The sequence below is a fragment of the Stenotrophomonas sp. GW821-FHT01H02A genome, assembly GCF_059422145.1.
Map to the genome: position 1 here is coordinate 24,939 of NZ_JBWKWI010000008.1, position 26,700 is coordinate 51,638.

General features: G+C 66.3%; 28 protein-coding genes and 2 tRNA genes. 9 read left to right on the forward strand and 21 right to left on the reverse strand.

What is annotated here, in order from left to right; all coding sequences use genetic code 11:
- Positions 1-186 precede the first annotated feature (186 nt).
- Complete coding sequence (locus AC07WC_RS13090; RefSeq protein WP_495210385.1) at positions 187-636, forward strand: hypothetical protein; 450 nt, start codon at positions 187-189, stop codon at positions 634-636.
- Between the two features lie 160 nt (positions 637-796).
- Here AC07WC_RS13090 and AC07WC_RS13095 read toward each other — a convergent pair.
- The 5 genes from AC07WC_RS13095 to AC07WC_RS13115 all read right to left on the reverse strand — a co-directional run bounded on the left by AC07WC_RS13095 (position 797) and on the right by AC07WC_RS13115 (position 4,041).
- Positions 797-873, reverse strand: a tRNA-Pro gene (locus AC07WC_RS13095).
- A gap of 139 nt (positions 874-1,012) precedes the next feature.
- Positions 1,013-1,089 (reverse strand) — tRNA-Pro (locus tag AC07WC_RS13100).
- A 48-nt stretch (positions 1,090-1,137) separates the two neighbouring features.
- Positions 1,138-1,251, reverse strand: a complete 114-nt coding sequence (gene cydX, locus AC07WC_RS13105; protein WP_495210386.1) for a cytochrome bd-I oxidase subunit CydX — start codon at positions 1,249-1,251, stop codon at positions 1,138-1,140.
- Positions 1,252-1,281: 30 nt separating this feature from the next.
- Positions 1,282-2,436 (reverse strand): cytochrome d ubiquinol oxidase subunit II, encoded by a 1,155-nt coding sequence (gene cydB, locus AC07WC_RS13110; RefSeq protein WP_495210387.1) that lies wholly within the window; start codon positions 2,434-2,436, stop codon positions 1,282-1,284.
- 15 nt (positions 2,437-2,451) lie between these two features.
- On the reverse strand, positions 2,452-4,041 hold the full coding sequence (locus AC07WC_RS13115; RefSeq protein WP_495210388.1) for a cytochrome ubiquinol oxidase subunit I: 1,590 nt from the start codon (positions 4,039-4,041) through the stop codon (positions 2,452-2,454).
- A gap of 228 nt (positions 4,042-4,269) precedes the next feature.
- On the opposite strand from AC07WC_RS13115, the gene cydD reads away from it, so the two are divergent.
- Both cydD and cydC read left to right on the forward strand, forming a co-directional pair.
- Positions 4,270-6,000, forward strand: coding sequence for a thiol reductant ABC exporter subunit CydD (gene cydD / locus AC07WC_RS13120; RefSeq protein ID WP_495210389.1), 1,731 nt, complete (start codon positions 4,270-4,272; stop codon positions 5,998-6,000).
- Positions 5,997-7,670 carry a thiol reductant ABC exporter subunit CydC gene (gene cydC / locus AC07WC_RS13125; protein ID WP_495210390.1) on the forward strand — a complete coding sequence of 558 codons (1,674 nt, stop codon included), beginning with the start codon at positions 5,997-5,999 and terminating at the stop codon, positions 7,668-7,670. The genes cydD and cydC overlap by 4 nt, the downstream gene beginning before the upstream one ends.
- Positions 7,671-7,723: 53 nt before the next feature.
- Here the strand turns inward: cydC and AC07WC_RS13130 are convergent, their stop codons facing one another.
- From AC07WC_RS13130 to ccmA, 13 genes are all read right to left on the reverse strand, one after another.
- Entirely contained in the window at positions 7,724-8,338 is a 615-nt protein-coding gene (locus AC07WC_RS13130; protein WP_495210523.1) for a DUF1294 domain-containing protein, read from the reverse strand.
- 76 nt (positions 8,339-8,414) lie between these two features.
- Entirely contained in the window at positions 8,415-9,038 is a 624-nt protein-coding gene (locus AC07WC_RS13135) for an MAE_28990/MAE_18760 family HEPN-like nuclease (RefSeq protein ID WP_495210391.1), read from the reverse strand.
- Positions 9,028-10,077 (reverse strand): DUF262 domain-containing protein, encoded by a 1,050-nt coding sequence (locus AC07WC_RS13140; RefSeq protein ID WP_495210392.1) that lies wholly within the window; start codon positions 10,075-10,077, stop codon positions 9,028-9,030. Before AC07WC_RS13140 ends, AC07WC_RS13135 begins: the two co-directional genes overlap by 11 nt.
- A gap of 30 nt (positions 10,078-10,107) precedes the next feature.
- The gene (metX, locus tag AC07WC_RS13145) at positions 10,108-11,226 is read right to left on the reverse strand and encodes a homoserine O-acetyltransferase MetX (RefSeq protein WP_495210393.1); all 1,119 of its coding nucleotides are present in this window, start codon (positions 11,224-11,226) and stop codon (positions 10,108-10,110) included.
- 73 nt (positions 11,227-11,299) lie between these two features.
- Positions 11,300-12,316, reverse strand: coding sequence for a tetratricopeptide repeat protein (locus tag AC07WC_RS13150; RefSeq protein WP_495210524.1), 1,017 nt, complete (start codon positions 12,314-12,316; stop codon positions 11,300-11,302).
- Complete coding sequence (locus tag AC07WC_RS13155; RefSeq protein WP_495210525.1) at positions 12,310-12,750, reverse strand: cytochrome c-type biogenesis protein; 441 nt, start codon at positions 12,748-12,750, stop codon at positions 12,310-12,312. Before AC07WC_RS13155 ends, AC07WC_RS13150 begins: the two co-directional genes overlap by 7 nt.
- Before the next feature lie 16 nt (positions 12,751-12,766).
- Positions 12,767-13,378: a DsbE family thiol:disulfide interchange protein gene (locus tag AC07WC_RS13160; RefSeq protein WP_495210394.1), complete on the reverse strand. Its 612-nt coding sequence runs from the start codon at positions 13,376-13,378 to the stop codon at positions 12,767-12,769.
- 9 nt (positions 13,379-13,387) lie between these two features.
- Positions 13,388-15,301, reverse strand: a complete 1,914-nt coding sequence (locus tag AC07WC_RS13165; RefSeq protein WP_495210395.1) for a heme lyase CcmF/NrfE family subunit — start codon at positions 15,299-15,301, stop codon at positions 13,388-13,390.
- The gene (gene ccmE / locus AC07WC_RS13170; protein ID WP_495210396.1) at positions 15,302-15,763 is read right to left on the reverse strand and encodes a cytochrome c maturation protein CcmE; all 462 of its coding nucleotides are present in this window, start codon (positions 15,761-15,763) and stop codon (positions 15,302-15,304) included. It lies immediately after the preceding gene.
- Positions 15,760-15,945 carry a heme exporter protein CcmD gene (ccmD, locus tag AC07WC_RS13175; RefSeq protein ID WP_495210397.1) on the reverse strand — a complete coding sequence of 62 codons (186 nt, stop codon included), beginning with the start codon at positions 15,943-15,945 and terminating at the stop codon, positions 15,760-15,762. The genes ccmE and ccmD overlap by 4 nt, the downstream gene beginning before the upstream one ends.
- Positions 15,942-16,706, reverse strand: a complete 765-nt coding sequence (gene ccmC / locus AC07WC_RS13180) for a heme ABC transporter permease CcmC (RefSeq protein ID WP_495210398.1) — start codon at positions 16,704-16,706, stop codon at positions 15,942-15,944. Before ccmC ends, ccmD begins: the two co-directional genes overlap by 4 nt.
- 123 nt (positions 16,707-16,829) lie before the next feature.
- Positions 16,830-17,525: a heme exporter protein CcmB gene (gene ccmB, locus AC07WC_RS13185; protein WP_495210399.1), complete on the reverse strand. Its 696-nt coding sequence runs from the start codon at positions 17,523-17,525 to the stop codon at positions 16,830-16,832.
- On the reverse strand, positions 17,522-18,151 hold the full coding sequence (ccmA, locus tag AC07WC_RS13190) for a heme ABC exporter ATP-binding protein CcmA (RefSeq protein WP_088434712.1): 630 nt from the start codon (positions 18,149-18,151) through the stop codon (positions 17,522-17,524). The genes ccmB and ccmA overlap by 4 nt, the downstream gene beginning before the upstream one ends.
- A gap of 102 nt (positions 18,152-18,253) precedes the next feature.
- Here ccmA and AC07WC_RS13195 point away from each other — a divergent pair, with 102 nt between their 5' ends.
- From AC07WC_RS13195 to AC07WC_RS13205, 3 genes are all read left to right on the forward strand, one after another.
- Positions 18,254-19,402 carry a pyridoxal phosphate-dependent aminotransferase gene (locus AC07WC_RS13195; protein ID WP_495210400.1) on the forward strand — a complete coding sequence of 383 codons (1,149 nt, stop codon included), beginning with the start codon at positions 18,254-18,256 and terminating at the stop codon, positions 19,400-19,402.
- A gap of 17 nt (positions 19,403-19,419) precedes the next feature.
- The gene (locus tag AC07WC_RS13200) at positions 19,420-20,226 is read left to right on the forward strand and encodes an amidohydrolase (protein WP_495210526.1); all 807 of its coding nucleotides are present in this window, start codon (positions 19,420-19,422) and stop codon (positions 20,224-20,226) included.
- Positions 20,227-20,357: 131 nt separating this feature from the next.
- Entirely contained in the window at positions 20,358-20,792 is a 435-nt protein-coding gene (locus tag AC07WC_RS13205; RefSeq protein WP_495210401.1) for a hypothetical protein, read from the forward strand.
- A 69-nt stretch (positions 20,793-20,861) separates the two neighbouring features.
- Here AC07WC_RS13205 and AC07WC_RS13210 read toward each other — a convergent pair whose 3' ends face one another.
- The 3 genes from AC07WC_RS13210 to AC07WC_RS13220 are packed head-to-tail and all read right to left on the reverse strand — an operon-like array spanning position 20,862 to position 24,537.
- The gene (locus AC07WC_RS13210) at positions 20,862-22,631 is read right to left on the reverse strand and encodes a pseudouridine synthase (protein WP_495210402.1); all 1,770 of its coding nucleotides are present in this window, start codon (positions 22,629-22,631) and stop codon (positions 20,862-20,864) included.
- A complete protein-coding gene (gene scpB / locus AC07WC_RS13215) occupies positions 22,624-23,616 on the reverse strand; it encodes an SMC-Scp complex subunit ScpB (RefSeq protein WP_495210403.1) in 993 nt (330 codons plus the stop codon). Before scpB ends, AC07WC_RS13210 begins: the two co-directional genes overlap by 8 nt.
- A 15-nt stretch (positions 23,617-23,631) precedes the next feature.
- A complete protein-coding gene (locus AC07WC_RS13220; protein ID WP_088434707.1) occupies positions 23,632-24,537 on the reverse strand; it encodes a segregation and condensation protein A in 906 nt (301 codons plus the stop codon).
- A gap of 346 nt (positions 24,538-24,883) precedes the next feature.
- Here AC07WC_RS13220 and AC07WC_RS13225 point away from each other — a divergent pair, with 346 nt between their 5' ends.
- From AC07WC_RS13225 to AC07WC_RS13235, 3 genes are all read left to right on the forward strand, one after another.
- Complete coding sequence (locus AC07WC_RS13225; RefSeq protein ID WP_019182875.1) at positions 24,884-25,183, forward strand: YciI family protein; 300 nt, start codon at positions 24,884-24,886, stop codon at positions 25,181-25,183.
- On the forward strand, positions 25,180-25,449 hold the full coding sequence (locus tag AC07WC_RS13230; RefSeq protein ID WP_495210404.1) for a BolA family protein: 270 nt from the start codon (positions 25,180-25,182) through the stop codon (positions 25,447-25,449). Before AC07WC_RS13225 ends, AC07WC_RS13230 begins: the two co-directional genes overlap by 4 nt.
- Before the next feature lie 148 nt (positions 25,450-25,597).
- Complete coding sequence (locus AC07WC_RS13235) at positions 25,598-26,635, forward strand: LacI family DNA-binding transcriptional regulator (protein WP_495210405.1); 1,038 nt, start codon at positions 25,598-25,600, stop codon at positions 26,633-26,635.
- Positions 26,636-26,700 lie beyond the last annotated feature (65 nt).

Sequence of the window (26,700 nt, forward strand, 5' to 3'; positions counted from 1 at the left end):
CGAGGCGGGGCCAGGACCGGCCATTGTACGGGTTCAACGCCCGGCCGGTCCCGCCGGAGGCGGCACCCCCGCCGCAACAGTGCGATTCGTCGCGGCCCCGGTGGTGCACACATCATCGGCGGGCAACGCGCGGGGCTGTACGATTCACTGGGGTCATGCAGCCTCGCTCCACGTTGGTGCCGGTCGATGGAATACGCCTTTTTTCTCCTCAAGAAGAGGTACGCCAACACGCAAATGGCGAGACGGGGTCGTTCTGGACTCCGGCTGCTGATCGCGGCCATCTTGCTGACCGGCTGCACGGCAGGTAACGGGCGCTTGTGCGGCCCGCAGACGCCGCGTGCCTACTGTGACAAGAAGACCTACGACGTGTTGGCCCATCCGCCTTCGCAGCGCGACAGTTGGGTAGCGGGTAGGGCAGATGCCACGCAACGGGAGGCTGCATGGGTGGCGTGTGGCGGCATGGAGAACGGCAATATCGGCATCGATCAACAGGGGGCCGATGGCCGTGAGACCGTGCAGCGCCTCAGCCGGAAGCATGGCGACGTCCAACGCTGCATGATGGACAAGGGATACCGCTACACGGGAACTTGCTCAGGCGATGTCGCCGGTCGATTCCCTGCGTGCCAGCCGCGATGAACGCGCTGCGTTTCCGGCCGGATCCGGTCAGGTGGCGGCGACCGACATCGGTGGGCTTCTCAAAGAGCGCGCGGTGATCACCACGATCTGCATGCCGAATGCGCGCACAAAAAAACCCGGAGGACAGTGCTGTCTTCCAGGCTTGATTGTGACCATCAGATGGTCGGGGAGACAGGATTCGAACCTGCGACCTCTACGTCCCGAACGTAGCGCTCTACCAGACTGAGCTACACCCCGTAAGGAGCCGCCTATTGTATCGATCCCGCCGGTCGGCGGCAAGGGGGGATCGCGTTGTTCACCTTCGGTGCCCTGTTGCCACGGCCCTTGATAAAGAAGCCTGGAAACGTGTTCCCAGGCTTCAATACGACCACCGGAGTGGTCGGGGAGACAGGATTCGAACCTGCGACCTCTACGTCCCGAACGTAGCGCTCTACCAGACTGAGCTACACCCCGAAGGAGCCGACAAGGATACGGTGTGAAGACCCGATCGGCAACCTTTTTTTAGCCTTTTTCGTGATCCGTACGGCTCTGCTCGCGGGCTTCGAACCACATGCCGTTGAGAATGGCCACGACCGAGGCCAGCCCTGCACCCAGAATCCAAGCGAAGTACCACATGGTAAGTCTCCTATGGCGCCGTGGGGCGCGTCAGTAAGCGTTGGGGTTGTCGCCCATGTCTTCGGCCGTGGTCTTGCCCTTCATCACGCGATAGACCCAGGAGGTGTAGGCGATGATGATCGGCAGGAAAATGGCCGTGGCGATCAGCATGATCCCCAGGGTCAGGTGGCTGGAGGAGCTGTCCCACACCGTCAGGCTGGAACCCGGCTGGCTGGAGGAGGGCAGCAGGAACGGGAAGATCGCAAAGCCGACGGTCAGGATGATGCCGGTGATCGAGGCACCCGAGGCCAGGAAGGCCAGGCCGCCACGACGGGCCCGCAGCAGGACCGCGCTGGCCAGCGCACCGACCAGCCCAAGGAGCGGGGCCAGCAGGGTCAGCGGCATGGTCTGGTAGTTGCGCAGCCAGCCACCGGCCACCGCACCGACGGCAGCGGTCTTGAGCAGCGGGTTGGTCGGGCCATCGGTGACCACCTGCGAGGTGATCTGGTAGCCCGGCAGGCCGAAGGCCACCCAGACGCCGGCCAGGGCAAACAGCACGAAGGTCAGCACTGCCGCGACGCTGCCGTAGCGGGCCGAGCGCTCCGCGACCGGTCCGTCGGTCTTGAGCACCAGCATTGCGGCACCGTGCGAGACCACCATCGCCACGCTGACCAGGCCGGCCACCAGGGCGAACGGGTTGAGCAGGCCGATGAGCGTGCCGGTGTAGAAGATGCGCATGCTGTCATCGAAGTGGAACGGCACGCCGACCAGCACGTTGCCCACCGCCACGCCGGCGATCAGTGCCGGCAGCAGACCGCCGACGAACAGCGCACGGTCCCAGTTCTCACGCCAGCGCTTGCTGGGCATCTTGCTGCGGTACTTGAAGGCGACCGGGCGCAGGATCAGCCCGAACAACATCAGGAACACCGCCAGGTAGAAGCCGGAGAAGCTGACCGCATACAGCGGTGGCCACGCGGCGAAGATCGCACCGCCGCCGAGCACCAGCCACACCTGGTTGCCTTCCCACACCGGGCCGACGGTGTTGATCACCAACCGACGTTCGTCATCGGTGCGGGCCACGAACGGCAGCAACGTGCCGACGCCGAGGTCGAAACCGTCCATCACCGCCCAGGCGATCAGCAGGATGCCGAGCAGCAGCCACCAGATCACGCGGAGCGTGGTGTAATCGAGTCCAATGAATTCCATCTGGGTTCTCCTGCCTTACGCCCGACCGTGGGTCGGCGCAGCGGCATTGGGGGAAAGGGGCGTGGCGGCAGCCTGCAGCGACGGCAGGATGTCGTCCGGACCCTTGCGGATCGCCTTGAGCATCAGCTTCACTTCGATGACCAGCAGCACCGTGTACAGGCCGGTGAATACCGCCAGCGTGGTCAGGATTTCATGCAGGGCCAGGCCCGAAGCGGCGTAGAAGGTCGGCAGCACGCCGTCCACCGCCCATGGCTGGCGGCCATACTCGGCCACGAACCAACCACATTCGATCGCGATCCACGGCGCCGGCAGCGTCCACACGGCGAGCTTGAGGAACCAGCGCTTGTCCTGGAAGTTGTGGCGGCACGAGTAGTAGAACGCCAGTGCGAAGAAGGCGATCAGGTAGAAGCCCAGCCCGGCCATGATGCGGAAGGTCCAGAACAGCGGGGCGACCCGCGGCACGGTGTCCATCGCCGCCTTGGAGATTTCTTCCGGGGTGGCGTTGAGGATGTCCTCGCGGTAGCGCTTGAGCAGCAGGCCGTGGCCCAGATCCTGCCAATGGCGGTCGAACATCTCGCGCGCTTCGACGTCGTTCTTGTCCTTGCGCACGCGCTCCAGCGCACCGTAGGCCAACTGGCCGCCGCGGACGCGGTGCTCGGCACGTTCCACCAGCTCCAGGATGCCCGGGATCGGCTGGTTCAGCGAACGCGTGGCGATCAGGCCCATCAGGTAGGGGATCTTGATCGCGTAGTCGTTCTGCTGGGTGGTCTGGTTCGGGATGCCGAAGGCGGTGAAGTCGGCCGGGGCACGCTCGGTTTCCCACATCGCTTCGATCGCGGCCAGCTTCATCTTCTGGTGTTCGCTGGCGGCGTAACCGCTCTCGTCACCGAGCACCACCACCGACAGCGAGGACAGCAGGCCGAAGGCGGCCGCCACCGCGAAGGAGCGACGCGCCATGTCCCGGTGCTTGTTGCGCAGCAGGAACAGCGCGCTGATCGACATCACGAACACCGCGCCGGTCACGTAGCCCGCGCTGACCGTGTGCACGAACTTGGCCTGCGCCACCGGGTTGAACAGCACGGCGGCGAAATCCACCACCTCCATGCGCATCGTCTCCGGGTTGAAGATCGCGCCGGTCGGGTTCTGCATCCAGCCGTTGGCGATCAGGATCCACACCGCCGAGAGGTTGGTGCCCAGGGCCATCAGCCAGGTCACGGTGAGGTGCTTGACCGGGCTCAGGCGCTTCCAGCCGAAGAAGAACAGACCGATGAAGGTCGCTTCCAGGAAGAACGCCATCAGGCCTTCGATCGCCAGCGGTGCGCCGAAGATGTCGCCGACGTAGTGGCTGTAGTACGACCAGTTCATGCCGAACTGGAACTCCATCACGATGCCGGTGGCGACGCCGATGGCGAAGTTGATGCCGAACAGCGTGCCCCAGAACAGCGTCATCTGGCGCCAGACCTGTTTGCGGGTCATGACGTAGACGCTCTCCATGATGGCCACCATGAAGGACAGGCCAAGCGTGAGGGGAACGAAAAGGAAGTGGTACATCGCGGTCAGAGCGAATTGCAGCCGCGACAGTTCTACGACTGTCTGATCAATCATGGCCTGGCTACCTCGTTGGGTTTTGCCGTTTCAGGTGGCGGGAAGGGGGGTCTACGGGGTGAATTCTGTGACCAGCAACTTCAAACAGCCTTGATTCAGATCAATGTACAAACGCACTCGCACGGGGATCGTATGCCATCCCATCCCCTGCGACCGCTGGCCGCACGGGGGCGGGGCCAGCACCTACTACAATCGACGGAACCTCCCTGTGGCCGCCAGTGACTTGTTTTGAGCATACCCCCCGACGCGTCGATTGTTGAGACAACCGCCCTGCGCCGGCAGCGGCTGCACTGGCTGGGCGGGCTGGCGGCTGCCGCGCGCGGCAAGCAGCGCCTGGCGGCAGTCTGCATCTGCCTGTCCGGTGCGCTGCTGATCGGGCAGGCGGCCGCCATCGCGTGGCTGATCCAGGCGGTGCTGGTCGATCATCGCCCGCTGGCCAAGGCAACGCCGGTCCTGCTGGGGCTGCTGGCGGTGCTCGGCATCCGCACCCTGTTGGGCAGCGCGACCCAGGCTGCCGCTGGCGATGTTGCCGATGCCGCGCGGCTGGCCCTGCGTGAACGGGTGTATCAACGGCTGCTTGGCCGCGGCCCGCTGTGGCTGCGCCAGCAGCGCACCGGTGAGCTGGGCGAGCTGATGCTGGCCCACGCCGATGCGATTGAGAATTATTACTCGGGGTACCAGCCGGTCCGCATCGAAGTGGTGGTGGTGCCGCTGCTGATCGCCATCGCGGTGGCATGGACCGATTGGGTGATCGCGCTGATCCTGCTGTTCACCGCGCCGCTGGTGCCGTTCTTCATGATGCTGGTCGGCTGGGGCGCTGAAGCGGCCGGGCGGGCCCAGCTGGGCGAACTGGCTCGGATGAGCGGCCATTTCGCCGATCGCATCAAGGGGTTGGGCCTGCTGCGCCTGTACGGGCGGGGCGAGGCCGAGCTGGACGGCGTGGCCACCGCCGCTGAAGGCGTGCGCGAGCGCACCCTGAAAGTGCTGCGCATCGCCTTCCTGTCCTCCACCGTGCTGGAGTTCTTCGCGTCGGTCAGCGTGGCCATGGTCGCGCTGTATCTGGGCCTGAGCTATCTCGGCCTGATGACGCTGCACGCGCATGTGCCGAGCTTGGGCGTGGGCATGTTCTGCCTGCTGCTGGCGCCGGAATTCTATGCGCCGCTGCGGCGGTTGGCAGCGCACTATCACGACCGCGCCAACGCGCTGGCTGCCGCGGCCGAAGTGGAACGCCTGCTTGGCGAGCTGCCGGCGGCCACCGGGGCCGAGGAGGCATCGCCGGCTACCGCGCGTGCTCCGGAACTGCTGGAACAGCATGCGCCACCGGTGCTGGTGCGCGGGGTGAGCCTGCGCCCGCTCGGTGCGCATCGCGATGTGGTGCAGCAGCTCTCGTTCCAGATCGAGCCGGGGCAGCGCGTGGCACTGGTCGGCCCCAGCGGCAGCGGCAAGAGCACCTTGCTCGAAGCGCTGGCCGGGTGGCTGCCACCGCGCGAAGGCAGCATCGTGCTGCGCCCTGGGCTGGAGGTAGGTTATGCCGGGCAGCGCCCGTATCTGTTCCACGGCACCATCGCCGACAACCTGCGCCTGGCGGCACCGGGCGCGACCGATGCGCACCTGCGCGCCGTGGCCGAGGCCGCCCAGGTGATGCGCTTCGCCGCCGCGTTGCCGCAGGGGCTGGACACGGTGATCGGTGAACGCGGCTTCGGCCTGTCCGGCGGCGAAGCGCGCCGGATCGGACTGGCGCGGCTGCTGCTGCGCGATCCGCAGCTGCTGCTGCTCGATGAGCCGACCGCATTTCTTGATCCGGAGACCGAAGCCGACCTGCTGCGCACCCTGGCCGCCTTCGCACGCGGGCGCAGCGTGGTGATCGCCACCCATAGCGAGATCGCGATGCGCTGGGCCGATACCCGCCTGACCCTGACCGCCAACGGTGCACGCCTGGCTTCGGAGGTGTCGGCATGAAGGCCGTCCGGATCGATTCGCTGAAGGGCGTGTTCACCCGGCATCGCGGTCGGCTGCTGCTGACCGTGCTGCTGCTGTGGACCACGATGCTGGCCGGCACCGCCCTGCTGGGGTTGTCCGGTGGCTTCCTCACCGCGGCCGCGCTGGCCGGAGCGGCCGGGCTCGGCAATGGCTTCAACTTCTTCTCGCCTTCCGCAGGCATCCGCGGGCTGACCATGGCGCGGATCGTGTCGCGCTACTTCGAAAAGCTGGTCGGCCACGACGTCACCCTGCGCATCGCACGCGATCTGCGCGTGTGGTTCTTCCGGCGCGCGCTGCCGCTGGCGCCAGCCCGTCTGGCGGGTGTACGCACCGGTGAACTGCTGGCGCGGTTGATGTCGGATATCGGCGAGGTCGATGGCCTGCTGGTGCGTGCGATCGGTCCGCTGCTGGCGCTGGGCGGTATCTCGTTGGTAGCGGTGGTCTCGGCCGGCCTCATCTACCTGCCGGCGGCTGGCCTGCTGGCGGTGCTCGCCTTGCTGATCGGCGTGGGGGTGCCGTGGCTGACCGTGCGCGGTGCGGCCGACCAGGAACGTGATCGCGCGCTGCACCGCGCGCAACTGCGCACCCAATCCTTCGAAGGGCTGGAAGGCGCGGCTGACCTTGCCGCGCTGCAGGCGCGCGAGCATTGGAACCAGCGCGTGCTGGTCGCTGCAAAGCAGCTGAAGTCGCGCGACAAGCGTCGCCGCTGGCGCCTGATCAGCGGTAATGGGCTGCATGGGTTGTGTGGTGCGGTCGGGCTGGTCGCGATGCTGTGGCTGGCCCTGCACGCCTTCGAACGCGGCAGCGTGGATGCGGCAATGGCGGCCGCGCTGGTGTTCCTGACCGTCGCACTGCTGGAGCTGTGGGCCGGTATCGGCCTGGCCTGGCAATCCTGGTTGTCCGGCCGGGTCGCCGCGGTGCGGCTGGAGGCGATCGTGGAGCAGGCGCCGGGTGTGGTTGAGGCGCAGCTGCCGGTGGCCGTGCCATCCGTGCCCGCGACGCTGCGGTTCGATCAGGTGGTGTTCCGCTGGCCCGGCCAGACGCGCGTTCTGCTCGACCAGGTGCAGCTGCAGCTCGCGCCGGGCGAACGGATCGCGATCCGCGGTGACAGCGGCAGCGGCAAGACCACGCTGTCCTCGTTGTTGCTGCGGCTATGGGATCCGGACACTGGCAGCGTGCGTTACGGTGATGCCGATATCCGCGGTTTCGCGCAGGCCGACTGGCATCGGCAGATCGCCTGGTTGCCGCAGAATGCGCCGGTGTTTGCCGGCACCGTGGCGGACAACCTGCGGCTCGGCGATGTTCAGGCCAGCGACGCGCGCCTGTGGCAGGTGCTGGCAGAGGTGCGGCTGCAGACGTGGGCCGAACAGATCGGCGGGCTCTCGGCATGGGTCAGCGAGAACGGCGCGACCATGTCGGCCGGGCAGGCGCGGCGCCTGGCGCTGGCGCGCGCGCTGCTGCGTGACGCGCCGATCCTGTTGCTGGACGAACCGACCGAAGGCCTGGATGTGGATACCGCGCATGCGTTGTTGCACGACATGGTCGCGGCGCTGGGCGATCGCAGTCTGTTGATGATCACCCACGACGAGCTGCCGGCGGGCATCGTGCATCGCAGTTATCGTTTGCGGGATGGTCGGTTTGAAGGGTAGCGGCGAAGGCGATCCGCACACAGCGTGGAACGTCATCCACGCATGGCGTGGATCTACCCGAGGAACCTGCCGTCGCGGATCAACCATCCCAGCGCCACGATGTTGATCACCACCGCCACCCAGAACACCTGCTGGAATGACGCTTTGCGGTTCTTGTGCCGCAGCATGGCCTGCGCCATCAACGCCCCCGGCCAGCCGCCCAGGAGAGCCAGCCCCTGTAAGGTGCTTTCCGGCGTTCGCTGGCGATCACGCTGCGCGGCGGATTTGTCATGCCAGTACCAGGCAAACGTGACCACGCTCAGGACAAGATAGATGCCCGGCACCCACATCGGCCAGTGCTGCCACAGCGCCACGGCAATGAGGCCTGCGAGGAACACCAGCGCAATGGCCGTACGTGGCAATCGATCCGGCCCCGCACCCCGCGCCGCTGCGCGAGCAGCAGGGCGGCGACCATCGCGGCCCGGCGCAAACCGTATCGCCGCGGCATTACGGCGCCCCTGTGCATCGGTCTGCACGTCATAGGTGATCACATCGCCCAACACCGGGCGTCGATCACGTGCGGCGAACGCGCGGATATGCACGAAGCACCGCTCGCCACCGCCATTGGGCTGCACGAAGCCGAAGCCGCGCGCATCGTTCCACTCGCTGATCTTTCCTTGAAGGCGCATCTGATTATATTTGTAACATTTACAGTGAATGGCACCGAAGCCAGCAATCATTAGGCCGATCTGGGGTGTTCTGTTGTTAGGCTGGCTGCGGCAACAGATACTCCTGTCGTTCGATGAATGTTTCAATTTGAGATTTTAAGATGTCATGCCCTGCGATGACCGAGTCGATGTACTTGTTGATGTTGTCCATATTGGGGATGATGCTGTTCTCGCCATGAGCAATTGCATTTCTAATGTTCACCAATCGATTTATGTCATTTGTGATCGGTGCGAAACTTGAGAAGCAAAACCCATAGTTGCTGCAAAGCTCTTCGAGAACTTCTGATTTAAGGTTTGATTTTGTATTTATTTTTTTTTGGAAAATTATTGTTGTGTTTAGAAGGTCCTTGAATTTCTCAGTGAACGCAATGCGCTGCGTAAATGATTGCTTTCCGCTCAATGTTCTATAGGTGTCGCCAAGTCCTAGCACAACAAGCTTTGTGGGCATTCGCTCTGCTCGCAGCTGAAGCTCGTTCAAATGGTCAATCAGAACTTTTAGGGATGCTACGATGTAGCCTTCCCAATGCGCATAGATCATTGGGATGCACATTCTGCACCAGAGCGCTTCCTCGACGCAGTGTGAGTTCATCCGCATCTTGGCAAATTCGCCCAGTCTCCATTCGTTAACTGCGATTATCTCTTCGATGATGTTACGCTGCATTGAATATTTCAGACGCTCTGGTCATGCGGTTGCGGATTCGGGTGTTCGAGAATGTGCTAGTTCCAATTGAATTGTAATTTTTGTCTTTGAGGAGGATGTCGATCTTCTTTTTGATCTTAATCTCATTCCCTTTTATCTTTTTAAACTTTTTGGGCAATGCAAAAGCAATGGAGTCAAACAGGTGTAGGGCGAAATTGCCCTTGGGCCTGAACAGGGACTTTCCATATGCGCCGTTGAGGAATTCAATTACCTCCAAGAAGTAACTCTCTTCCTTGGCCAGGTCAAATGGCGTTGAGCCCATTGAAACCGATTTCATGAATTCGGTCAGATACTGAGGAACGGTGGTTCTGAAATCTCCATCAAGATGCTTGAATGCGAAGAATCGAAGAGTGAGTTCCTCAAGGTACATCGCCTCCTTCTTTGCATCACTGGGGCAGATAAGCTTCTGGAAGAGGTCTGCTTTTGCAGTTTTCCTTAGGATGTCATTAAGGTCCACTGGGTAAGCCCTGAAGATACAGTTTCGGATTTCTTGATCCGAAAGGGGGCTCGCACCTGTATTCAAGCGGTTGAACAGCTCGTACCGGATATCTTCTACGCTATCCCACCGTACAATCTCCACCCGACATACGGACCTCTTGAGTGTCGTCTTGAGCTTGAGTGGAAGTGTCTTGCTGGTGAGGCCGTCGAGTTGGGTCACCATCTCGCCCTCTGTCAGCGTTGAATTATTCTTCTCAGGAACGGAACTTAGGAGTCCAAAGAACGAAAAAATCGTAGAGATTCTTTGAAGGCCATCAACAACCTCCCACTTCCCCGCGCCGTCCTCTGCAACAAAGATCGGGGGGATCGGTATGCCGAGGAGGACTGATTCAATGAATCGCGTCTGCTGGAATGCAGACCAGCGAAACACCCGTTGATACTCGGGAGCGATAAAGAGGTCGCCATCTTCATAGATGCTCATGAGTTCGCCAAATGACATGTCAAGGCGATCGGTTTTTAGCGAATTCCGCTTCTCTGAAACGACTTCTTCGAGGCTTTTCAAGCTGTTCTTCCGTGATTTTTCAAGCATCTATTATCCCTCCATTTGATCGAGGAAGTGAAGGACCGCCGGCCCGAACCGTGCGAAGTCCACCAGGAACGCATCGTGGCCCTGCGGCGAATCCAGCCCGATGAACTGCGCATCGGCACCGCCGGCGCGCAGGCCATCGGCGATCTGCTGTTGCTGCTGCACGGGGAACAGGATGTCGGTGTTGGCCCCGATCGCCAGCGCCTTGCCCACCTGGATGCGGGCCAGCCCGGCCATCACATCGCCATCGGCGTATTCGGCCAGGTCGAACCAGTCCATCGAGCGGCTCAGGTACAGATAGCAGTTGGGATCGAAGAAGCGCACGAAACGGCGGGCATGACCTTCCAGGTAGCTTTCGACCTGGAACTCCAGGCCGAACGGATCGTCGTCGGCCTGGTCCGAATCCAGCCGCACGCGGCCGAAACGGCCGTCCCACTCCAGGGCGGAGCGGTAGGTGATCACGCCGAGCTTGCGTGCCATGCGCATGCCCGATTCCGGGTAAGCCTGGTCCGTATAGCGACCGCCATTCCACTGCGGATCGAGCCGGATCGCCTCGCGCTGCAGCGAGCGGATCGCGATGGAGAACGGCAGTGCCTGGGCACTGCCGGAAATGTTGATATGGCTGCGCGCGATGCCCGGATGCAGCAACAGCAGCGCCAGTGCGGTCATCCCGCCCATCGAGTTGCCGATCACGCACGCCAGTTCGGTGACGCCCAGCGCGCGCACCACGTCGACCGCTGCACGCGCGCCATCTTCGATCGACAGCTCGGGGAAGTGCAGTCCGTACAGCTCGCCGGTGGCCGGGTCGATGCTGGCCGGGCCGGTCGAACCCTTGCAGCTGCCCAGCGAGTTCACGCAGATCACGAACCAGCGGTCGGTATCGATCGGCTTGCCGGGGCCGACCATCGCCTCCCACCAGCCGGCGGCCGGGTTGTCGGCGTTGGCTGCGGCATGCGCATCGGGCGAGAGCCCGGTGACGATCAACACCGCATTGCCGGCATCCGCGTCGAGCGTACCCCAGGTTTCGTAAGCGAGGTGGGCATCGCGCAGTTCACCGCCGCGCTTGAACGCGAATGGCGAGGGCAGGGCGTGGTAGCGGGTGCCGGGGGGAATGAATTCAGTCATGCGCGCATTCTAGCCGGGCGCCGCGATGGCACCGTGGTGGTGGGCGGCACGCTGCGTCGCGGCCGCGCACGGATCAGAAGCGCTCGAAGACCAGGGGGACCGGCCCGGCATGCGGCAGGCGCACCCGTACCGGTGCGGTTTCCACATCGTCCGGCTGGCGGTTGGCCTGGCCCGAACGCGACAGCCGCGCGAAGATCTCCACCTCCTGCACCTGCGACAGCGTGCTGGTCGGCATCGGGCTGTCGCCATCGCCGAGCGTGACCAGCAGTGGCAACCGGCTGGCCGGGTGTTTCTGCACGGCGATTGGCATCGGCGGGCCATCCGGTACGCGCGCGATCACGAACACGGTCGCGTTTGCCCACGCGGGATCCATTCCGGTTCCCGGCGCGAAGCGCACCTGCACTGCGAGCGCATGGTTGCCGGCCGGCGCAGGGGCGGGGGTGTCGGGCAGGGGCGGCAGCGCGGCATTGCGGCGCGCGATGTCGATCTGCTCGCGCAGTGCGCGCGCCACGCCCGGCTCCAGGCGTGGCAGCAGGGCTTCCCAGGCCGCCGCAGCCTCGGCGTCCTGCCCGCGCTGGCGCAGCGCGATGCCGATTAGCCAGCCGGCGCGTTCGCTCTCCGGCGCGAGCGCGTTGGCGTGGCGCAGCCACTGCAGGGCCTGGTCATCGAATTGTTTTCCCGGCGCGGCCTGGGCGCGTGCCTGGGCCGCCTCGACCAGCACGCCGGGGTCGTCCGGCGCGAGCCGCACGGCCCGGTCGAACGCCGCCGTAGCCTCGTCCAGCTTGCCCAGTGCCAGTTGCGAGCGGCCGAGCAGCGCCCAGCCATCGGCGCGTTGCGGATCTTTCGCCAGGGCCTGTTGCAGCGCCTGTACGCCATCCTCCAGCGTGGCGGGCGTATCTCTGGCGGCGGTGCGCTCGGCGGCGTCCGGGGTGCCGACCAGCAGGTACAGTGCCCCGCCGGCCAACCCAAGGGCCAGCATGGCGATTACGAAGGGGCGGCGTTGGCCGCCTGTACGCAGCGGCCACAGTACGAGTGCCGCCACGGCAGCGGCGACGATCGCGGCACTCAGGGCCATCCAGAGACTCACCAGCGCTCCTCGCTCTTGTCCATCGGTTCGATCCCACGGCTGCGACGGCGCACCACCCAGATCAGCACGCCCGCGCCGATCAGCAGCGCCACCGGCGGGCCGAACCAGAGCAGCGCGTTGCGCGCCTCCATCGGTGGCCGGTACAGGACGAACTCGCCGTAGCGGTCGACCAGGAACTGCTTGATCTGTGCATCGCTGTTGCCCTGCTGCATCAGCACCAGCACTTCGCGACGCAGGTCGTGCGCGATCTGCGCATTGGAGTCGGCCAGCGACTGGTTCTGGCACTGCACGCAGCGCAGCTCGGCGGCCAGCGCATGGAAGCGGGCTTCCTCGGCGGCATCGCGGTATTGCAACGGGGTCGGGTCGGAGACGGCCTGCGCCATCACAGGCGCGGCCAAAGGCAGGGCCAAGGCCAGCGCGATCAGCGCCATGCCGATCCGGCAGGACAGCCGCTTACGGCGACGCGGGCAGCTGCGGCTTGGCATCGGCATGGGCACGTTCCACTTTTTCCAGCGCCGGGATCAGCCGGGTATCGATCACGCGCTGGCTGAGCGCGCCGCTGTACTTCCAGCGCACCACGCCGCTGGCGTCGACCAGGAAGGTCTCCGGCGCGGCGGTGACGCCCCAGTCGATCGCGGTGCGGCCTTCGATGTCGCTCAGCACCAGCACGAACGGATTGCCGAGCTGTTCCAGCCAGCGCAGCGCATCGGCCGGTTCGTCCTTCCAGTTGTAGCCGATCACGCGCACGCGCTTGGTTTCGGCGAACCGGGTCAGGATCGGATGTTCATCACGGCAGGCCGCGCACCAGCTGCCCCAGACATTGAGCACATAGGGAGCGCCACGCAGTTCAGTGCTGCTGACCTTGATGTGCGGATCGTGCAGCACCGGCAGTTCGAAGGCGGGCGCCGGCTTGCCGATCAGCGCCGAGGGCAGCACGTCGCGGTCCGGGGCGCCGGATTTCATTACCCCGTAGATCATCAGCCCCAGCAGCCCGAAGAAGAACAGCACCCCGATGACGATGGCCACGGGGGGCAGCGGACGGGAGGCAGGGCGGGGATCGGACACGGGGAACTCCTAGGGACGACGGAAACGACGATCGGCGGCGGTGACGAAGCCACCCAGTGCCATCAGCAGCGCGCCCAGCCAGATCCAGCGGACGAACGGCTTGATGTGCACGCGCACGGCCCATGCATTGTTGCCCAGTGACTCGCCGAGTGCCACGTAAACATCGCCATTGAGGCGGGCGTGGATGCCGGCCTCGGTCATCACCTGCCCGCCACTGGCGTACAGGCGTTTTTCCGGATGCAGCAGGGCCAGCTGACGGTCGTGCTGGAACACGCGCAGGTGGCCGCGATCGGCGACATAGTTCGGTCCCTGCTGGTGGTCGACGCCTTCGAAGCGCACCTCGTACGTGCCCACGACCAGCGACTGGCCAGGAGCGAGCGCGACTTCGCGCTGCACGTTCAAGGCCTCCACCAGCAGTGCGCCGGCCAGGAACACCGCCACCCCGGCATGGGCGAGCAGCATGCCGACCATCTCGGCGGTGAACCTGCCGTTGCCGCGCAGGCGGGTCCAGACGAAGCGCCCGGTACCCAGCGCCACCCAGGCCGCACCGGTCACGCCGGCCGCGGTCTTCAACGCGCCCTGCGGCGCCATGAAGTACGCGATCACGCCCAGCAGCAGCGCCAGCCCGGCCCACGGGGCCAGCATCGCCAACCGGCGCGACGCCTGGTCGCGCTGCCAGTTCACCAGCGGCCCGAACGGCAGCAGCGCCACCAGTGGTGCCATCAGCACCACGAACAGCGTGCCGAAGTAGGGCGGGCCGACCGAGACCTTGCCCAGGCCCAGCGCATCGGCCAGAAGGGGGTACAGCGTGCCGAGCAGGACCATGCCGCAGGCGGCGGCGAGCAGCAGGTTGTTGGCCAGCAGCAGCGTCTCGCGCGAGGTCGGCAGGAAGCCGCGGCGCGGATCGTCACTGCTCAGCGCGCCGGCCCGCAATGCATACAGCAGCAGCGCGCCGCCGATCACCAGCGCGAGGAAGATCAGGATGAAGGTGCCGCGAGAAGGATCGGCAGCGAACGAATGCACGCTGGTCAGCACACCCGAACGCACCAGGAAGGTGCCGAGCAGCGACAGTGCGAACGCGGCGATCGCCAGCAGCAGCGTCCAGCTGGCGAAACTGCCGCGCTTTTCAGTGACTGCCTGCGAATGGATCAGCGCCGCACCGGCCAGCCACGGCATGAAGCTGGCGTTCTCGACCGGATCCCAGAACCACCAGCCGCCCCAGCCCAGTTCGTAATATGCCCACCAGCTGCCAAGTGCGATGCCGATGGTCAGGAAGCCCCAGGCCACGTTGGTCCACGGCCGGGTCCAGCGCAGCCAACGCGCGTCCACGCGGCCTTCCAGCAGCGCGGCGATCGCGAACGCGAACGGCACCGAGAAGCCCACGTAACCGATGTACAGCATCGGCGGGTGGATGATCAGCCCCGGGTCCTGCAGCAGCGGGTTGAGGTCGCGCCCTTCCAGTGGCGCCGGGATCAGCCGCGCGAACGGATTGGACGTGAAGATCAGGAAGGCGAGGAAGCCGATGCTGATGATGCCGAGCACCCCGAGCACGCGCGCGGCGACCTCGGCCGGCAGGCGCTTGGACCACAGTGCGACTGCACCACACCACAGCGCCAGCACCAGCGCCCACAGCAGCAGGGAGCCTTCATGCGCGCCCCAGACCGCCGAGTAACGGTAGGCCAGCGGCAGCAGCGAGTTGGAATTCTCCGCCACATAGCGCACCGAGAAGTCCTGTGTGACGAAGGCGGCGGTCAGGACGCCGAAGGCGCCCAGCAGCAGCGCCAGCTGTGCATACGCGGCTGGTCGCGCCACCGCCATCCACGTGGCGCGGCCGCGATGCGCGCCCCACAATGGCAGCACGGTCTGCAGCACGGCCATCAACAGCGCGATGACCAGCAGGATCTGCCCCAGTTCCGGCAGCACTCAGTACGTCTCCGCTGCCGGCACGGGCACATCGTGTTTGGTGTGCGCCTGGCCCATCTTGTCGGCCACTTCCTTGGGCATGTAGGTTTCGTCGTGCTTGGCCAGCACTTCTTCGGCGATGAAGCGGCCGTCCTGCAGGCGTCCGGTGGCGACCACGGCGGTGCCCTCGGCGAACAGGTCCGGCAGGATCCGCGAGGTGACCACCGGCAGCGTGGCATCGCCGTCGGTGACCACGAAGTGCGCATCCAGCGAACCGGGCGCGCGCTGCAGCGAGCCTTTGACCACCATGCCGCCGAGGCGGAACCGGGCGTGGTCGCCGGCATCGCCGCGCAGCACTTCGGAGGGCGTGTAGAGGTAGGCGATATTGCGTTGCAGGGCCATCGCCACCAGCGTGGTCGCCAGGCCGGAGGCCAGCACCAGCAGCATCACCCAGAGCAGGCGGCGACGCCGGACCGGATTCATCGGGTCAGCTCCGGGGCCAGCGGCGGGGTGCTGCCGGCCGCGGTGCGGGCCTGTTGGCGCTGCTGGCGGCGCGCGGCCAGGCGGCGCGCCCAGCGCAGGCGCAGCCAGGAGCCGATGGCATCGCTGCCGAGCACCAGCACGAACACCGCATAGGCGGCAACGACATAGGGCAGGTGGGTCATGGGTGGCGGTCCTCCAGCGGTGCGCGAGTGCCGGCGGCGACCCAGGCTTTGCCGGCCTCGCGCAGTAGATTGTCGGCGCGGGCCTTGGCCAGCAGCGAACCAGCGAACCACAGCTTGGTGCCGATCACCATCAGCCACAATGGCAGCGCCATGCTGGCATCCAGCGTGGACTCGCCGAACAGGCGGATGGTCTGGCCCTGGTGCAGGCTGCCCCACCATTCCACGGAGTAGCGGATCACCGGCAGCAGGCTCACTCCGACGATGGACAGCAGGCCCGCCGCGCGCGCGGCGCTGCGACGGTCCTCGATGGCGTGGTACAGGCCGATCACGCCCAGATACAGGAACAGCAGGATCAACTCGGTGGTCATGCGCGGGTCCCAGTCCCACCAGGTGCCCCAGGTCGGCTTGCCCCAGATGCTGCCGGTGAGCAGGGTGATCAGGGTGAAGCCGGCGCCGAGCGGGGCGCAGGCCATCGCCAGGATCTCGCAGGTCTTGATCCGCCAGATCAGCGCGATCGCCGCATACAGCGCCATCAGCGCGAACACGAACAGGCTCATCCACGCGCTGGGCACGTGGATGTACAGAATGCGGAAGCTGTCCAGCTGTTTGGAATCGGCCGGCACGACGGCCAGTGCCTGCCAGATGCCGACCAGCAGCACCGGCACCGCCGCCAGGTAGAACACCCGCGACCAGCGCGCGGCGAAGCGGTCGAAGGTGGGCGGCGAACCGAGTTGGTGGAACCAGCGGACGATCGGGTGCATGCGGCAGTGGCTATCCAACGAAGGGCGACGATGGAACGGACGTGGAGTGGCTCGGCAACGGACGACGCGGAGGCAGGTGACGCTCACAACACAGCTCACGCCACCGACAGTACGCCATACCGCTCAACTCAGCGAGATGCGGATGGCCGCGGCCGTGGCCAGCGGCGCCAGCACCAGCGCCACCACCAGCCCGGCGCCCAGCATCAGCAACGCACCGACCGGGTCCTGGCCGCGGGCGACCGCCGCCACGCTGCCCGCGCCGAACACCAGCACCGGCACATACAGCGGCAGGGCCAGCAGCGCCACGAGAATACCAGAGCGCCGGATGCCGACCGTCAGCGCGGCGACCACCCCGCCGATCAGGCTCAACAACGGCGTTCCCAGCAGCAACGATGCCAGCAACATCGGCAGCTGGTCATGCGGCAGATGCAGCATTTCAGCCAGCAGTGGCGACATCACGATCAACGGCAGGGCGGTGGTGACCCAGTGCACCAGCACCCGCACCAGCACCAGCCAGGCCAGCGGGACGGGGGCCAGCAGCCATTGCTCCAGCGAGCCATCTTCGGCATCGCTGCGGAACAGAGAATCCAGCGCCAGCTGGCCGGCCAGCAGCACCGCCAGCCACATCACCGCCGCGGCCACGCGCGCCATCGCCTCCGGGTCGCGGCCCAGCGCCAGGGCGAACAGCACCACTACCAGCAGTGCGAACAGCAAGGGCTGCAGCGCATCGCCGCGGCGCCGCCAGAGCAGGCGCATGTCGCGGGCGATCAGCGCCCGCGCGGTCTGCCACAGACCCGGTTCGGTGCCTGGCGCGATCATGCCGCCGCTCCCAGGGTCAGCAGGCGCGTGCGCACCGGCGGCGCGGCATACGCGCCGTGGGTGGTGACCAAGGCGGCGCCGCCGCTGCGCAGGTGCGCGGAGATCATGCGGTTTACCAGGTTGATGCCGTCCAGGTCGAGATTGGCGTAAGGCTCATCGAGCAGCCACAGCGGTGCGGGCGAAAGCCAGATGCGGGCCAGCGCCAGGCGCCGCTTCTGCCCGGCCGACAGCTGCCGGACCAGGGTGTCTTCATAGCCGGCCAGGCCCACGATCGCCAGCGCGTTGCCGGGCATCTGGCGGGCGCGGCGGCCGTGCAGCCCACACAGGAAATGCAGGTTCTCCAGCGTGTCCAGGTCCGGCTTCAGCGCGGGCAGGTGGCTCAGGTAGGCCACATAGTTCGCGCGCTCCTTGTGCCCGGCGCGCTTGCCGTCGATCTCGACCTGGCCGCTGCCGGCGCGCAGCAGGCCGGCCAGCACCCGCAGCAGGGTGGTCTTGCCGGCGCCGTTGTCGCCCTGCACCAGCAGGGCTTCGCCGGCATCCACGTGCAGGTCCAGCGGGCCGAAGACGGGTTCGTCGTTGCGACTGAAGCCAAGGCCATGCGCGGCCAGCAACGGAGGGGCGTTCAAGGGGCGGGATCTTTGCACCGGAATGGGCCGCCATTGTATCGGGGGAACGGTCCGGATGATTTGCGTACACTGGGAGTTCCCCCGGTTCTTTCCCTGCTGCCGATGCAACCGCAAACCAAGCTGCCCAAGGTGGGCACCACCATCTTCACCGTGATGTCCCAGCTCGCCGCCGAACACGGCGCGGTCAACCTTGGCCAGGGGTTCCCGGATTTTTCCGCGCCGCAGCGGCTGATCGATGAAACCATCGCCGCGATGCAGGGTGGACTCAACCAGTACCCGCCGATGACCGGGGTGGCGCCGCTGCGCCAGGCCATCGCGCAGAAGTCGCTGGATCTGTATGGCGCCCAGGTCGATCCGGACACCGAGATCACCGTCACCAGTGGCGCCACCGAGGCGATCTTCAACGCCATCCACGCCGTGGTTCGGCCGGGCGAGGAAGTGATCGTGCTCGACCCGGCCTACGACTGCTATGAACCGGCCATCGACCTGGCCGGCGCGCGCGCCGTGCACGTACCGCTCGACCCGCAGACCTTCGCGGTCGACTGGGACCGCGTGCGTGCCGCGATCACCCCGCGCACCCGCCTGCTGATGGTCAACACCCCGCACAACCCATCCGGCGCGATGCTGACGGCCGAGGACATGCAGGCCCTGGCCGATGTGCTGCGCGGCACCGACATCTACCTGATCTCCGATGAGGTGTACGAGCACATCATCTACGACGGCCGCCGCCACGAATCCTCGCTGCGTCATCCGGAGCTGCGCGAGCGCGCGTTCGTGATTTCCAGCTTCGGCAAGACCTACCACTGCACCGGCTGGAAGATCGGCTATGCGATCGCGCCGCCGGCGATGACCGCCGAGTTCCGCAAGGTGCACCAGTACAACACCTTCACCAGCTTCGGCCCGGCGCAGTACGGCTTCGCCGCGATGATCCGCGACAAGCCCGAACATCATCTGGAACTGGGCGCGTTCTACCAGGCCAAGCGCGACCGTTTCCGCGAGCAACTGCTGACCACGCGCCTGGCGCCGCTGCCGGTGCCGGGTGGCTACTTCCAGCTGGTGGATTATTCGGCGATCAGCGATCTGCCGGACCACGCGTTCGTGAAGTGGCTGACCATCGAGAAGGGCGTGGCGGCGATCCCGCTGTCGCCGTTCTATGAGACCGCACCGGCCGGCCAGCGCCTGGTCCGCCTGTGCTTTGCCAAGAACGACGCCACGATGGACGCGGCGATCGAACGTCTGCGGGCCCTGTGATGAGCACCGTGACCGAGCTGCAGGACCTGCGCATTTCCCTGGTCCAGGGCGACACCCGCTGGCACGACCCGGCCGGCAACCGCGCGCATTACGGCGCGCTGCTGGCACCGCTGGCCGGGCAGACCGATCTGGTGATCCTGCCGGAAACCTTCACCAGTGGCTTCTCCAACGACGCCATCGACAAGGCCGAAGGCATGGACGGCCCGACGGTGGCGTGGATCCGCGAGCAGGCGGTGCGGCTGGGCGCGGCGGTCACCGGCAGCGTGCAGCTGCGGGTGGGCGAGGGCGTCTACAACCGGTTGCTGTGGGCCACCCCGGACGGCGGGCTGCAGTACTACGACAAGCGCCATCTGTTCCGTTACGGCGGCGAGCACGAGCGCTATGCCGCCGGCAGCGAGCGCCTGTGCGTGGAATGGAAGGGGTGGCGGATCAATCCGCAGGTCTGCTATGACCTGCGTTTCCCGGTGTTCTGCCGCAACCGCTACAACGTGGAGCGCACCGACCAGCTGGATTTCGATCTGCAGATTTTCGTGGCCAACTGGCCCTCGGCACGCGCCTACGCCTGGAAGACGCTGCTGCGCGCGCGCGCGATCGAGAACCTCTGCTATGTGGCGGCGGTCAACCGGATCGGTGTCGACGGCAATGAGCTGCATTACGCCGGCGACAGTGCGGTGATCGATTTCCTCGGCCAGCCGCAGGTGGAAGTGCGCGAACGCGAGCAGGTGGTCACCACCTCCATTTCGGCAGCAGCCCTGGCCGCGCACCGCGCGCGCTTCCCGGCGATGCTTGACGCGGACAGCTTCAGCCTCAAGGAACATCGCTGAAGCAGCACTACCCGATGGTCTTGATGCGTATCCGGCTGAACGGATGCCGGATGCGCGCGAAGTGCATCATCCGCGCCACACGCGCGCGCTGCTAGATTCGCCTCGTTCCCACTGCGTACGAGCGGACCCGCATGAAGACGTTTTCCCTGGCACTGATCGCACTGGCTGGTATCTCGGCCGTCCCGGCCGCACAAGCGGCCGGCAACATCGATTGCGAGCTGCACTACAACCTGGCCGGCTGGTCGGTGCTGTACAAGACGGCCTCCGGCACGGGCACGATCCAGTGCGACAACGGCGCGCGCATCCCGGTCAAGATCACCGCCAAGGGCGGCGGCCTCACCGTCGGCAAATCCAAGATCGTCGACGGCAAGGGCAGGTTCTCCGGCGCCTACTCGGTCAACGACCTGATCGGCTCCTATGCCGCCGTTGAAGCGCATGCCGGTGCGGACAAATCCAGCAATGCCCAGGTCATGACCAAGGGCGATATCTCGCTCGCGCTGGCGGGCACCGGCAAGGGCTGGGATCTGGGCGTCGGCGTGGGTCGGTTCACCATCGAGCGCCGTTAAGGGGTATCGCCACCGGCGCCGGCCCAACAAAAAACCCCGGCCGAGGCCGGGGTTTTTTTGTGTCGCTGATCAGCCGCCGCGCGGGCCACCACCACGGTGACCGCCGCCGCCCGGGCCACGGTTGCCGCCGGGACGACCGCCCGGGCCGCCCGGACCGCGACCACCCGGGCCACCCGGACCCCGGTTGCCGCCCGGACCACCGGGGCCGCGATTGCCACCCGGACCGCGCGCATTGGCGCCACCCGGACCGCGATTGCCGCCCGGACCACCCGGACCGCGGTTGCCCGCCGGACGCGCGCTGCCATACGGGCTGGCGCCCGGATTGGCGTGGTCGGACGGGAAGCTCGGGGCATTGCCCGGATGGCCGTACGGATGGCGGGAGGGACCCTGGCCACCCTGGGCGCCGCGGTTGCCACCGCCGCCGGCACCGGCCGGACGGCCCTGACCGCCGTAGCCGCCACGGCTTTCGCCACCGCCGGCATAACCGCCGCGGCCTTCAGCGCCGCCGCCGTAGCTGCCGCGACCCGGGCCGCCTGCGCCGCCCGGACCCTTCGGCTTGCCATACGGACGGCCCTGGCCACCGGCACCTGTGCCGGCACCCGGACCGCGTGCACCCGGACCACGGGCAGCGCCCGGGCCGGCATTGCGGTGGTCGCTCGGGCCGGTGCTGACACCGTCCGGCACGTACCAGCTGCGGAATGCGGCCGGGTTGCCTTCCGGCAGGGCACGGTTGCCCTTGTCCGGGCGCGCCTTGAACGGGCGCTGCGACTGCTTGGCCGCCGCTTCGCCGCTGACCGTCAGGCCACCCTTGAAGCCACCGCCCTTGCCACCGCGGCCACGGCCACGCTCTTCGCGGACGTTGTCGAAACGACGCAGTTCGCGGCCTTCATCGGCCGAGTTGTGGCCGTTGACGTAGGCGTTGCCACGGCCGCCCTCGCGCGAGACGCGCACGGTGGTCTTGGCGGCGCGGCGCTGGCCGATCACCGGTTGCAGGGTCAGCGCCGACGGCGCGCCTTCTTCCAGCTTCAGTTCGGCGCGCAGGGCTTCGACCTGCTTGGCCGGCAGCTCGACCGACTGGCCGCGCAGCAGTTCGCGCGGCAGGCTGACCTTGCCGTAGCGGGTGCGCTTCAGGCGGCTGACCTGGCAGCCCTGCGATTCCCACAGGCGGCGCACTTCGCGGTTGCGGCCTTCCTTGACGACCACGCGGAACCAGTCGTGCGAGTCGGTGCCGCCGATGCGTTCGATCTCGTCGAACTTGGCCGGGCCGTCTTCCAGCGCGACGCCACGGGCCAGGCGGTCAACGATGTTGTCCGGCACCTTCTCTTCGCCTTCCGGGGCGCGTACGCGCACCACGTACTCGCGCTCGACCTCGTAGGAGGGGTGCATCATCGCGTTGGCCAGCTCACCATCGGTGGTCGCCAGCAGCAGGCCGGTGGTGTTGATGTCCAGGCGGCCGATCGCGATCCAGCGCGCGCCCTTGAGGGCAGGCAGCGCTTCGAACACGGTCGGGCGACCTTCGGGATCTTCGCGCGTGGTCACTTCGCCTTCCGGCTTGTTGTAGGCCAGCACGCGGGAGGTTTCGGTCAGCGCGGTGGCCACGAAGCCACGGCCGTCCAGCTCGACTTTGTCGCCGCTCTTGATCGACTGACCGGTCTGCGCGACCTCGCCATTGACCTTGACCAGGCCATCGGCGATGCGCTGTTCCAGCGCGCGGCGCGAACCCAGCCCGGCCTGCGCCAGCACTTTGTGCAGGCGCTCTTCGAGCTTGGGCTGTTCGGAGGCGGTTTCGCGCTTGAGCGAAAGCTTGTTCAACGACGGCTTGCGGGGGGTGTCACTCATTTACTTGGCTCCGGCCGGCAACGGATGCGTCGGCCTCTGGTTCGGGATCGGCTTCGTCAACAGCCACGGTCGTCTTCGCGACGGCGTTGTTTTCGGTTTCGTTCTGGGGCGCCGCGCGCTCTCCCGGCGCGGTATCGGGTTCGCCATCGCTGGCGGTCGTATCCGCGTCGTCGTCGGCGAGCGACAACGGCGCATGGGATGGGGTATCGGAGGCGCCCGCGTCGGCGGAGGCCTCGCTATTGTCCGGATCTGCCGGCTGCTCCGCCAGCCGCGCCGAGGCCCGCGCCACGCGGGCGGCCAGTCGGGCGGCGACCGGGTCCACCGGATCCGTCGGCGCCGGGGCGTCGTCGTCGTTGGCCGCGTCGCTGTCCAGCTCCGCATCCGGTGTCGCAGCGCCAGCGGGCAGGCGACCCGCCGGCTGGCCTTCGCTGTCCAGCGGCAGCTGCGGTTCCAGTTCGCCCAGGTCGCGCAGTTCGGACAGCGGCGGCAGTTCGTCCAGGCGCTTGAGCCCGAAATAATCCAGGAAGCCCTTGGTGGTACCAAACAGCGCCGGCTTGCCGGGCACGTCGCGGTGGCCGATCACGCGGATCCATTCGCGCTCTTCCAGGGCCTGGATGATGTTGCTGCTGACCGCCACGCCGCGGACCTGTTCGATCTCGCCGCGGGTGATCGGCTGGCGGTAGGCGATCAGGGCCAGCGTTTCCAGGGTGGCACGGGTGTAACGGGTCTTGCGTTCGGTCCACAGCCGGGTGATGTAGCCATGCACCTCGCTGGTGACCTGGAAGCGGAAGCCGGAGGCCACCTCGACCAGTTCCACGCCGCGGTCCTGGCAGCCCTCGCGCAGCAGTTCCAGCGCGCGTTCGATGCTGCCCGGCGGGGCCGGTTCCTCTTCCGGGAACAGACCCTGCAGCTGCGCCAGCGTCAACGGCTCGCTGGCGGCCAGCAGGGCGCCTTCGACAATACGGTTGATCAGCGGTTGATCCATACGTGGGTCGGGTGCTCAGTCGGATTCGTTGGCGGCGTCGTTGTCGTCGAACTCGCTGTTGAACTGCAGCGGTTCGTTGGTATTGCCGGCGGCCAGGGACTTGACGTAGATCGGCGCCAGCGGAGCTTCCTGGACGATGTCCAGCAGCTGTTCCTTGGCCAGTTCGAGCAGGGCCAGGAAGGTGACCAGCACCCCCAGCTTGCCTTCTTCGGCGGTGAACAGCGTTTCAAACCGGTAGAACCTGCCGTCTTCCAGACGACCCAGCACGTCGCCCATCCGCTGGCGCACGCTCAGTGCCTCGCGTTTGATCGCGTGGCCGGTGAACAGCTCGGCGCGCTTGAGCACGTCGTGCAGTGCCATCAGCATTTCCTTCAGATCCACCGGCGGCGGCAGCTTGACGGCCGCGCGGTCGGGGACGAAGGCGTGGACCACCGTGGTATCGCGGTCCTGGCGCGGCAGGCTGTCGATGTCCTCGGCGGCCTGCTTGAAACGTTCGTACTCCTGCAGCCGGCGCACCAGCTCGGCGCGCGGATCGGCTTCCTCGCCCTCGATGCTGGGCGGCCGCGGCAGCAGCATCCGCGACTTCACTTCGGCCAGGATCGCCGCCATCACCAGGTACTCGGCCGCCAGTTCGAAGCGCAGCTCCTGCATGACGTTGATGTACTCGACGTACTGCCGGGTGATCTCGGCGACCGGGATGTCCAGGATGTCCAGGTTCTGCCGGCGGATCAGGTACAGCAGCAGGTCCAGCGGACCCTCGAAGGCATCCAGGATGACTTCCAGCGCGTCCGGTGGGATGTACAGGTCCTGCGGAATCTGCAGGACCGGCTGTCCATGCACCACGGCCAGCGGCATTTCCTGCTGCTGTGGGGCGGGCACTCGGGTTGGCGGGTTCGCGTCGGGCGCGAGTTCGGCAGTCATCAAATAGACGTCAGTATTGCAACGGACCGGTCGCCGCACCATGCCAGCGTCCGGATCGGTCCCGGGCGGCAGGATGGCAAGCCATGACACGCCTGGGTCGGCGCGGTTCCACACTTCAAACAGCAAGGCGCGCCGCGATGGGCAGCGACAGAACTACGGGGAGGTCGTCTACGTGTGCTGGTGTGGGGCAGTGGGTCGGTCGTCGACTGGCGGTGGAGCCGGGTGCCGACGGGGCGCTGCGTCCAGCCACGTGCAATGGAGCTAAGACTACGGGGTTGGCGCGCCAGTGTCCAGCCAGCCCCGCTAGAATGCCCGGGATTGATTCAACAAGACCTCGGAGTTGCCCGTGTGGTATGTGATTGAAGGCTATGACGGCACCGATGTGCTGGCCGCCCGCCTGGCATCGCGCCCGGCCCATCTGGCCCGGCTGCAGGCCCTGCAGGACGAAGGGCGGCTGCTGCTGGCCGGTCCGTGCCCGGCCATCGACAGCGAAGATCCCGGCCCGGCCGGCTTCAGCGGCAGCGTGGTCATCGCCGCGTTCGATTCGTTGACCCATGCCCAGGACTGGGCCGCCGCCGATCCCTATGTGGAGGCCGGCGTGTATGTCCGTGTCCAGGTCCGTCCGTTCCGCAAGGTGCTGCCGTGAACCGGGTCGAGCGCATCCGCGAGGCGCTGCAGCAGGCGCTGGACCCCGAACTGCTGGAGGTCAAGGACGACAGTCACCGCCATGCCGGCCATGAGGGCGCACGCGACGGCCGGGGGCACTTCAAGGTGCACGTGGTCAGCGCGGCGTTCGAAGGACAACTGCCGCTGGCGCGCCACCGGGCCGTCTATGCGGCCCTGGGCACCATGATGGAGACCGATATCCACGCGTTGTCCATCCGCGCCGAGACACCGGTCAAAAACCGCTGAAACCCTTGTCCCGCCTTGTCCTGGTCAGTCCCGGACGGGGCGGCCATGGACAGCTTTTGGTTACCGCCGTACGACATGAGGCTAACGTAGTGTTTACATCCGGGTTTGAAAACGCTTACATTCCGCGCCAAGCCCAGATCTCTAAGCCGTGGAGGGCGGCGAAGTGAACAAGGCAGCGATCACTATCAAAGATGTCGCCCGTGAGGCCCGTGTCTCTGTTGCCACGGTCTCGCGCGCACTCAATGGCCATGAAAATGTTGCCGAGCCCGTGCGCAAGCTGGTGCTGGAGGTGGCGGCGCGACTGCGCTACACCCCGCATGCAGCGGCCCGGAGCCTGAGCAGCCGACGGACCAACACCATTGGCGTGGTGTTGCCCGATCTGTATGGCGAATTCTTCTCGGAACTGATGCGCGGCATCGATGGGGTGGCCCGCGAGCGCCGCCAGCACCTGCTCGTGTCCAGTTACCACGGTGACCAGGAGCAGCAGGGCGCCGCCCTGCGTGCCATGCGCGGGCGTGTCGATGGATTGCTGGTGCTCTCGCCGTATGCCGAGAGCCCGGGCTTCCTCACCGACAACCTGCCGCAGTCGTTGCCCACGGTGCTGATCAATACGTATCTGCCCGAGCAGGATCATCCGGTGCTGAGCATCGATGACCATGCCGGCGCGATGGCCATGACCCGTCACCTGCTGGACGTCGGGCATCGCCGCATCGCCTTCATTTCCGGTCCGGACCTCAACTACGACGCCCGTGAGCGCCTGCGCGGTTTCCGCGATGCGCTGGCGGCCTTCGGCGATGCTGCCGAGGGGATCGAGTTGCCCGGTGACTTTGACGAAGCTTCCGGCCATCGCGCCGGACAGGAGTTGCTGGCAGCCGGCACGCTGCCCGATGCGGTGTTCGCCGCCAACGACATGATGGCGCTGGGGTGTCTGTATGCGTTCGCGCAGGCAGGCATCCGTGTCCCGTTCGATGTCGCCCTGGCGGGGTTCGATGACATTCCGCTGGCACGTTTCGTTCACCCGTCGTTGACGACGATGCAGGTGAGTATCGCCGACCTCGGCGATAAGGCCGCGACGCGCCTGTTGCAGTTGATGGATGGCAACAACACAGAAGGGGCCGGCGACAAGCAGACGCTCGTGCCGACCCTGATCGTGCGTGATTCGAGCAGAGCCAGAACCGAGCAGTAGGTCGCGACCGTTGGTCGTGACGCCCTAAAACAACGCACCACATAAAACGACAGGGGCCGCAAAGA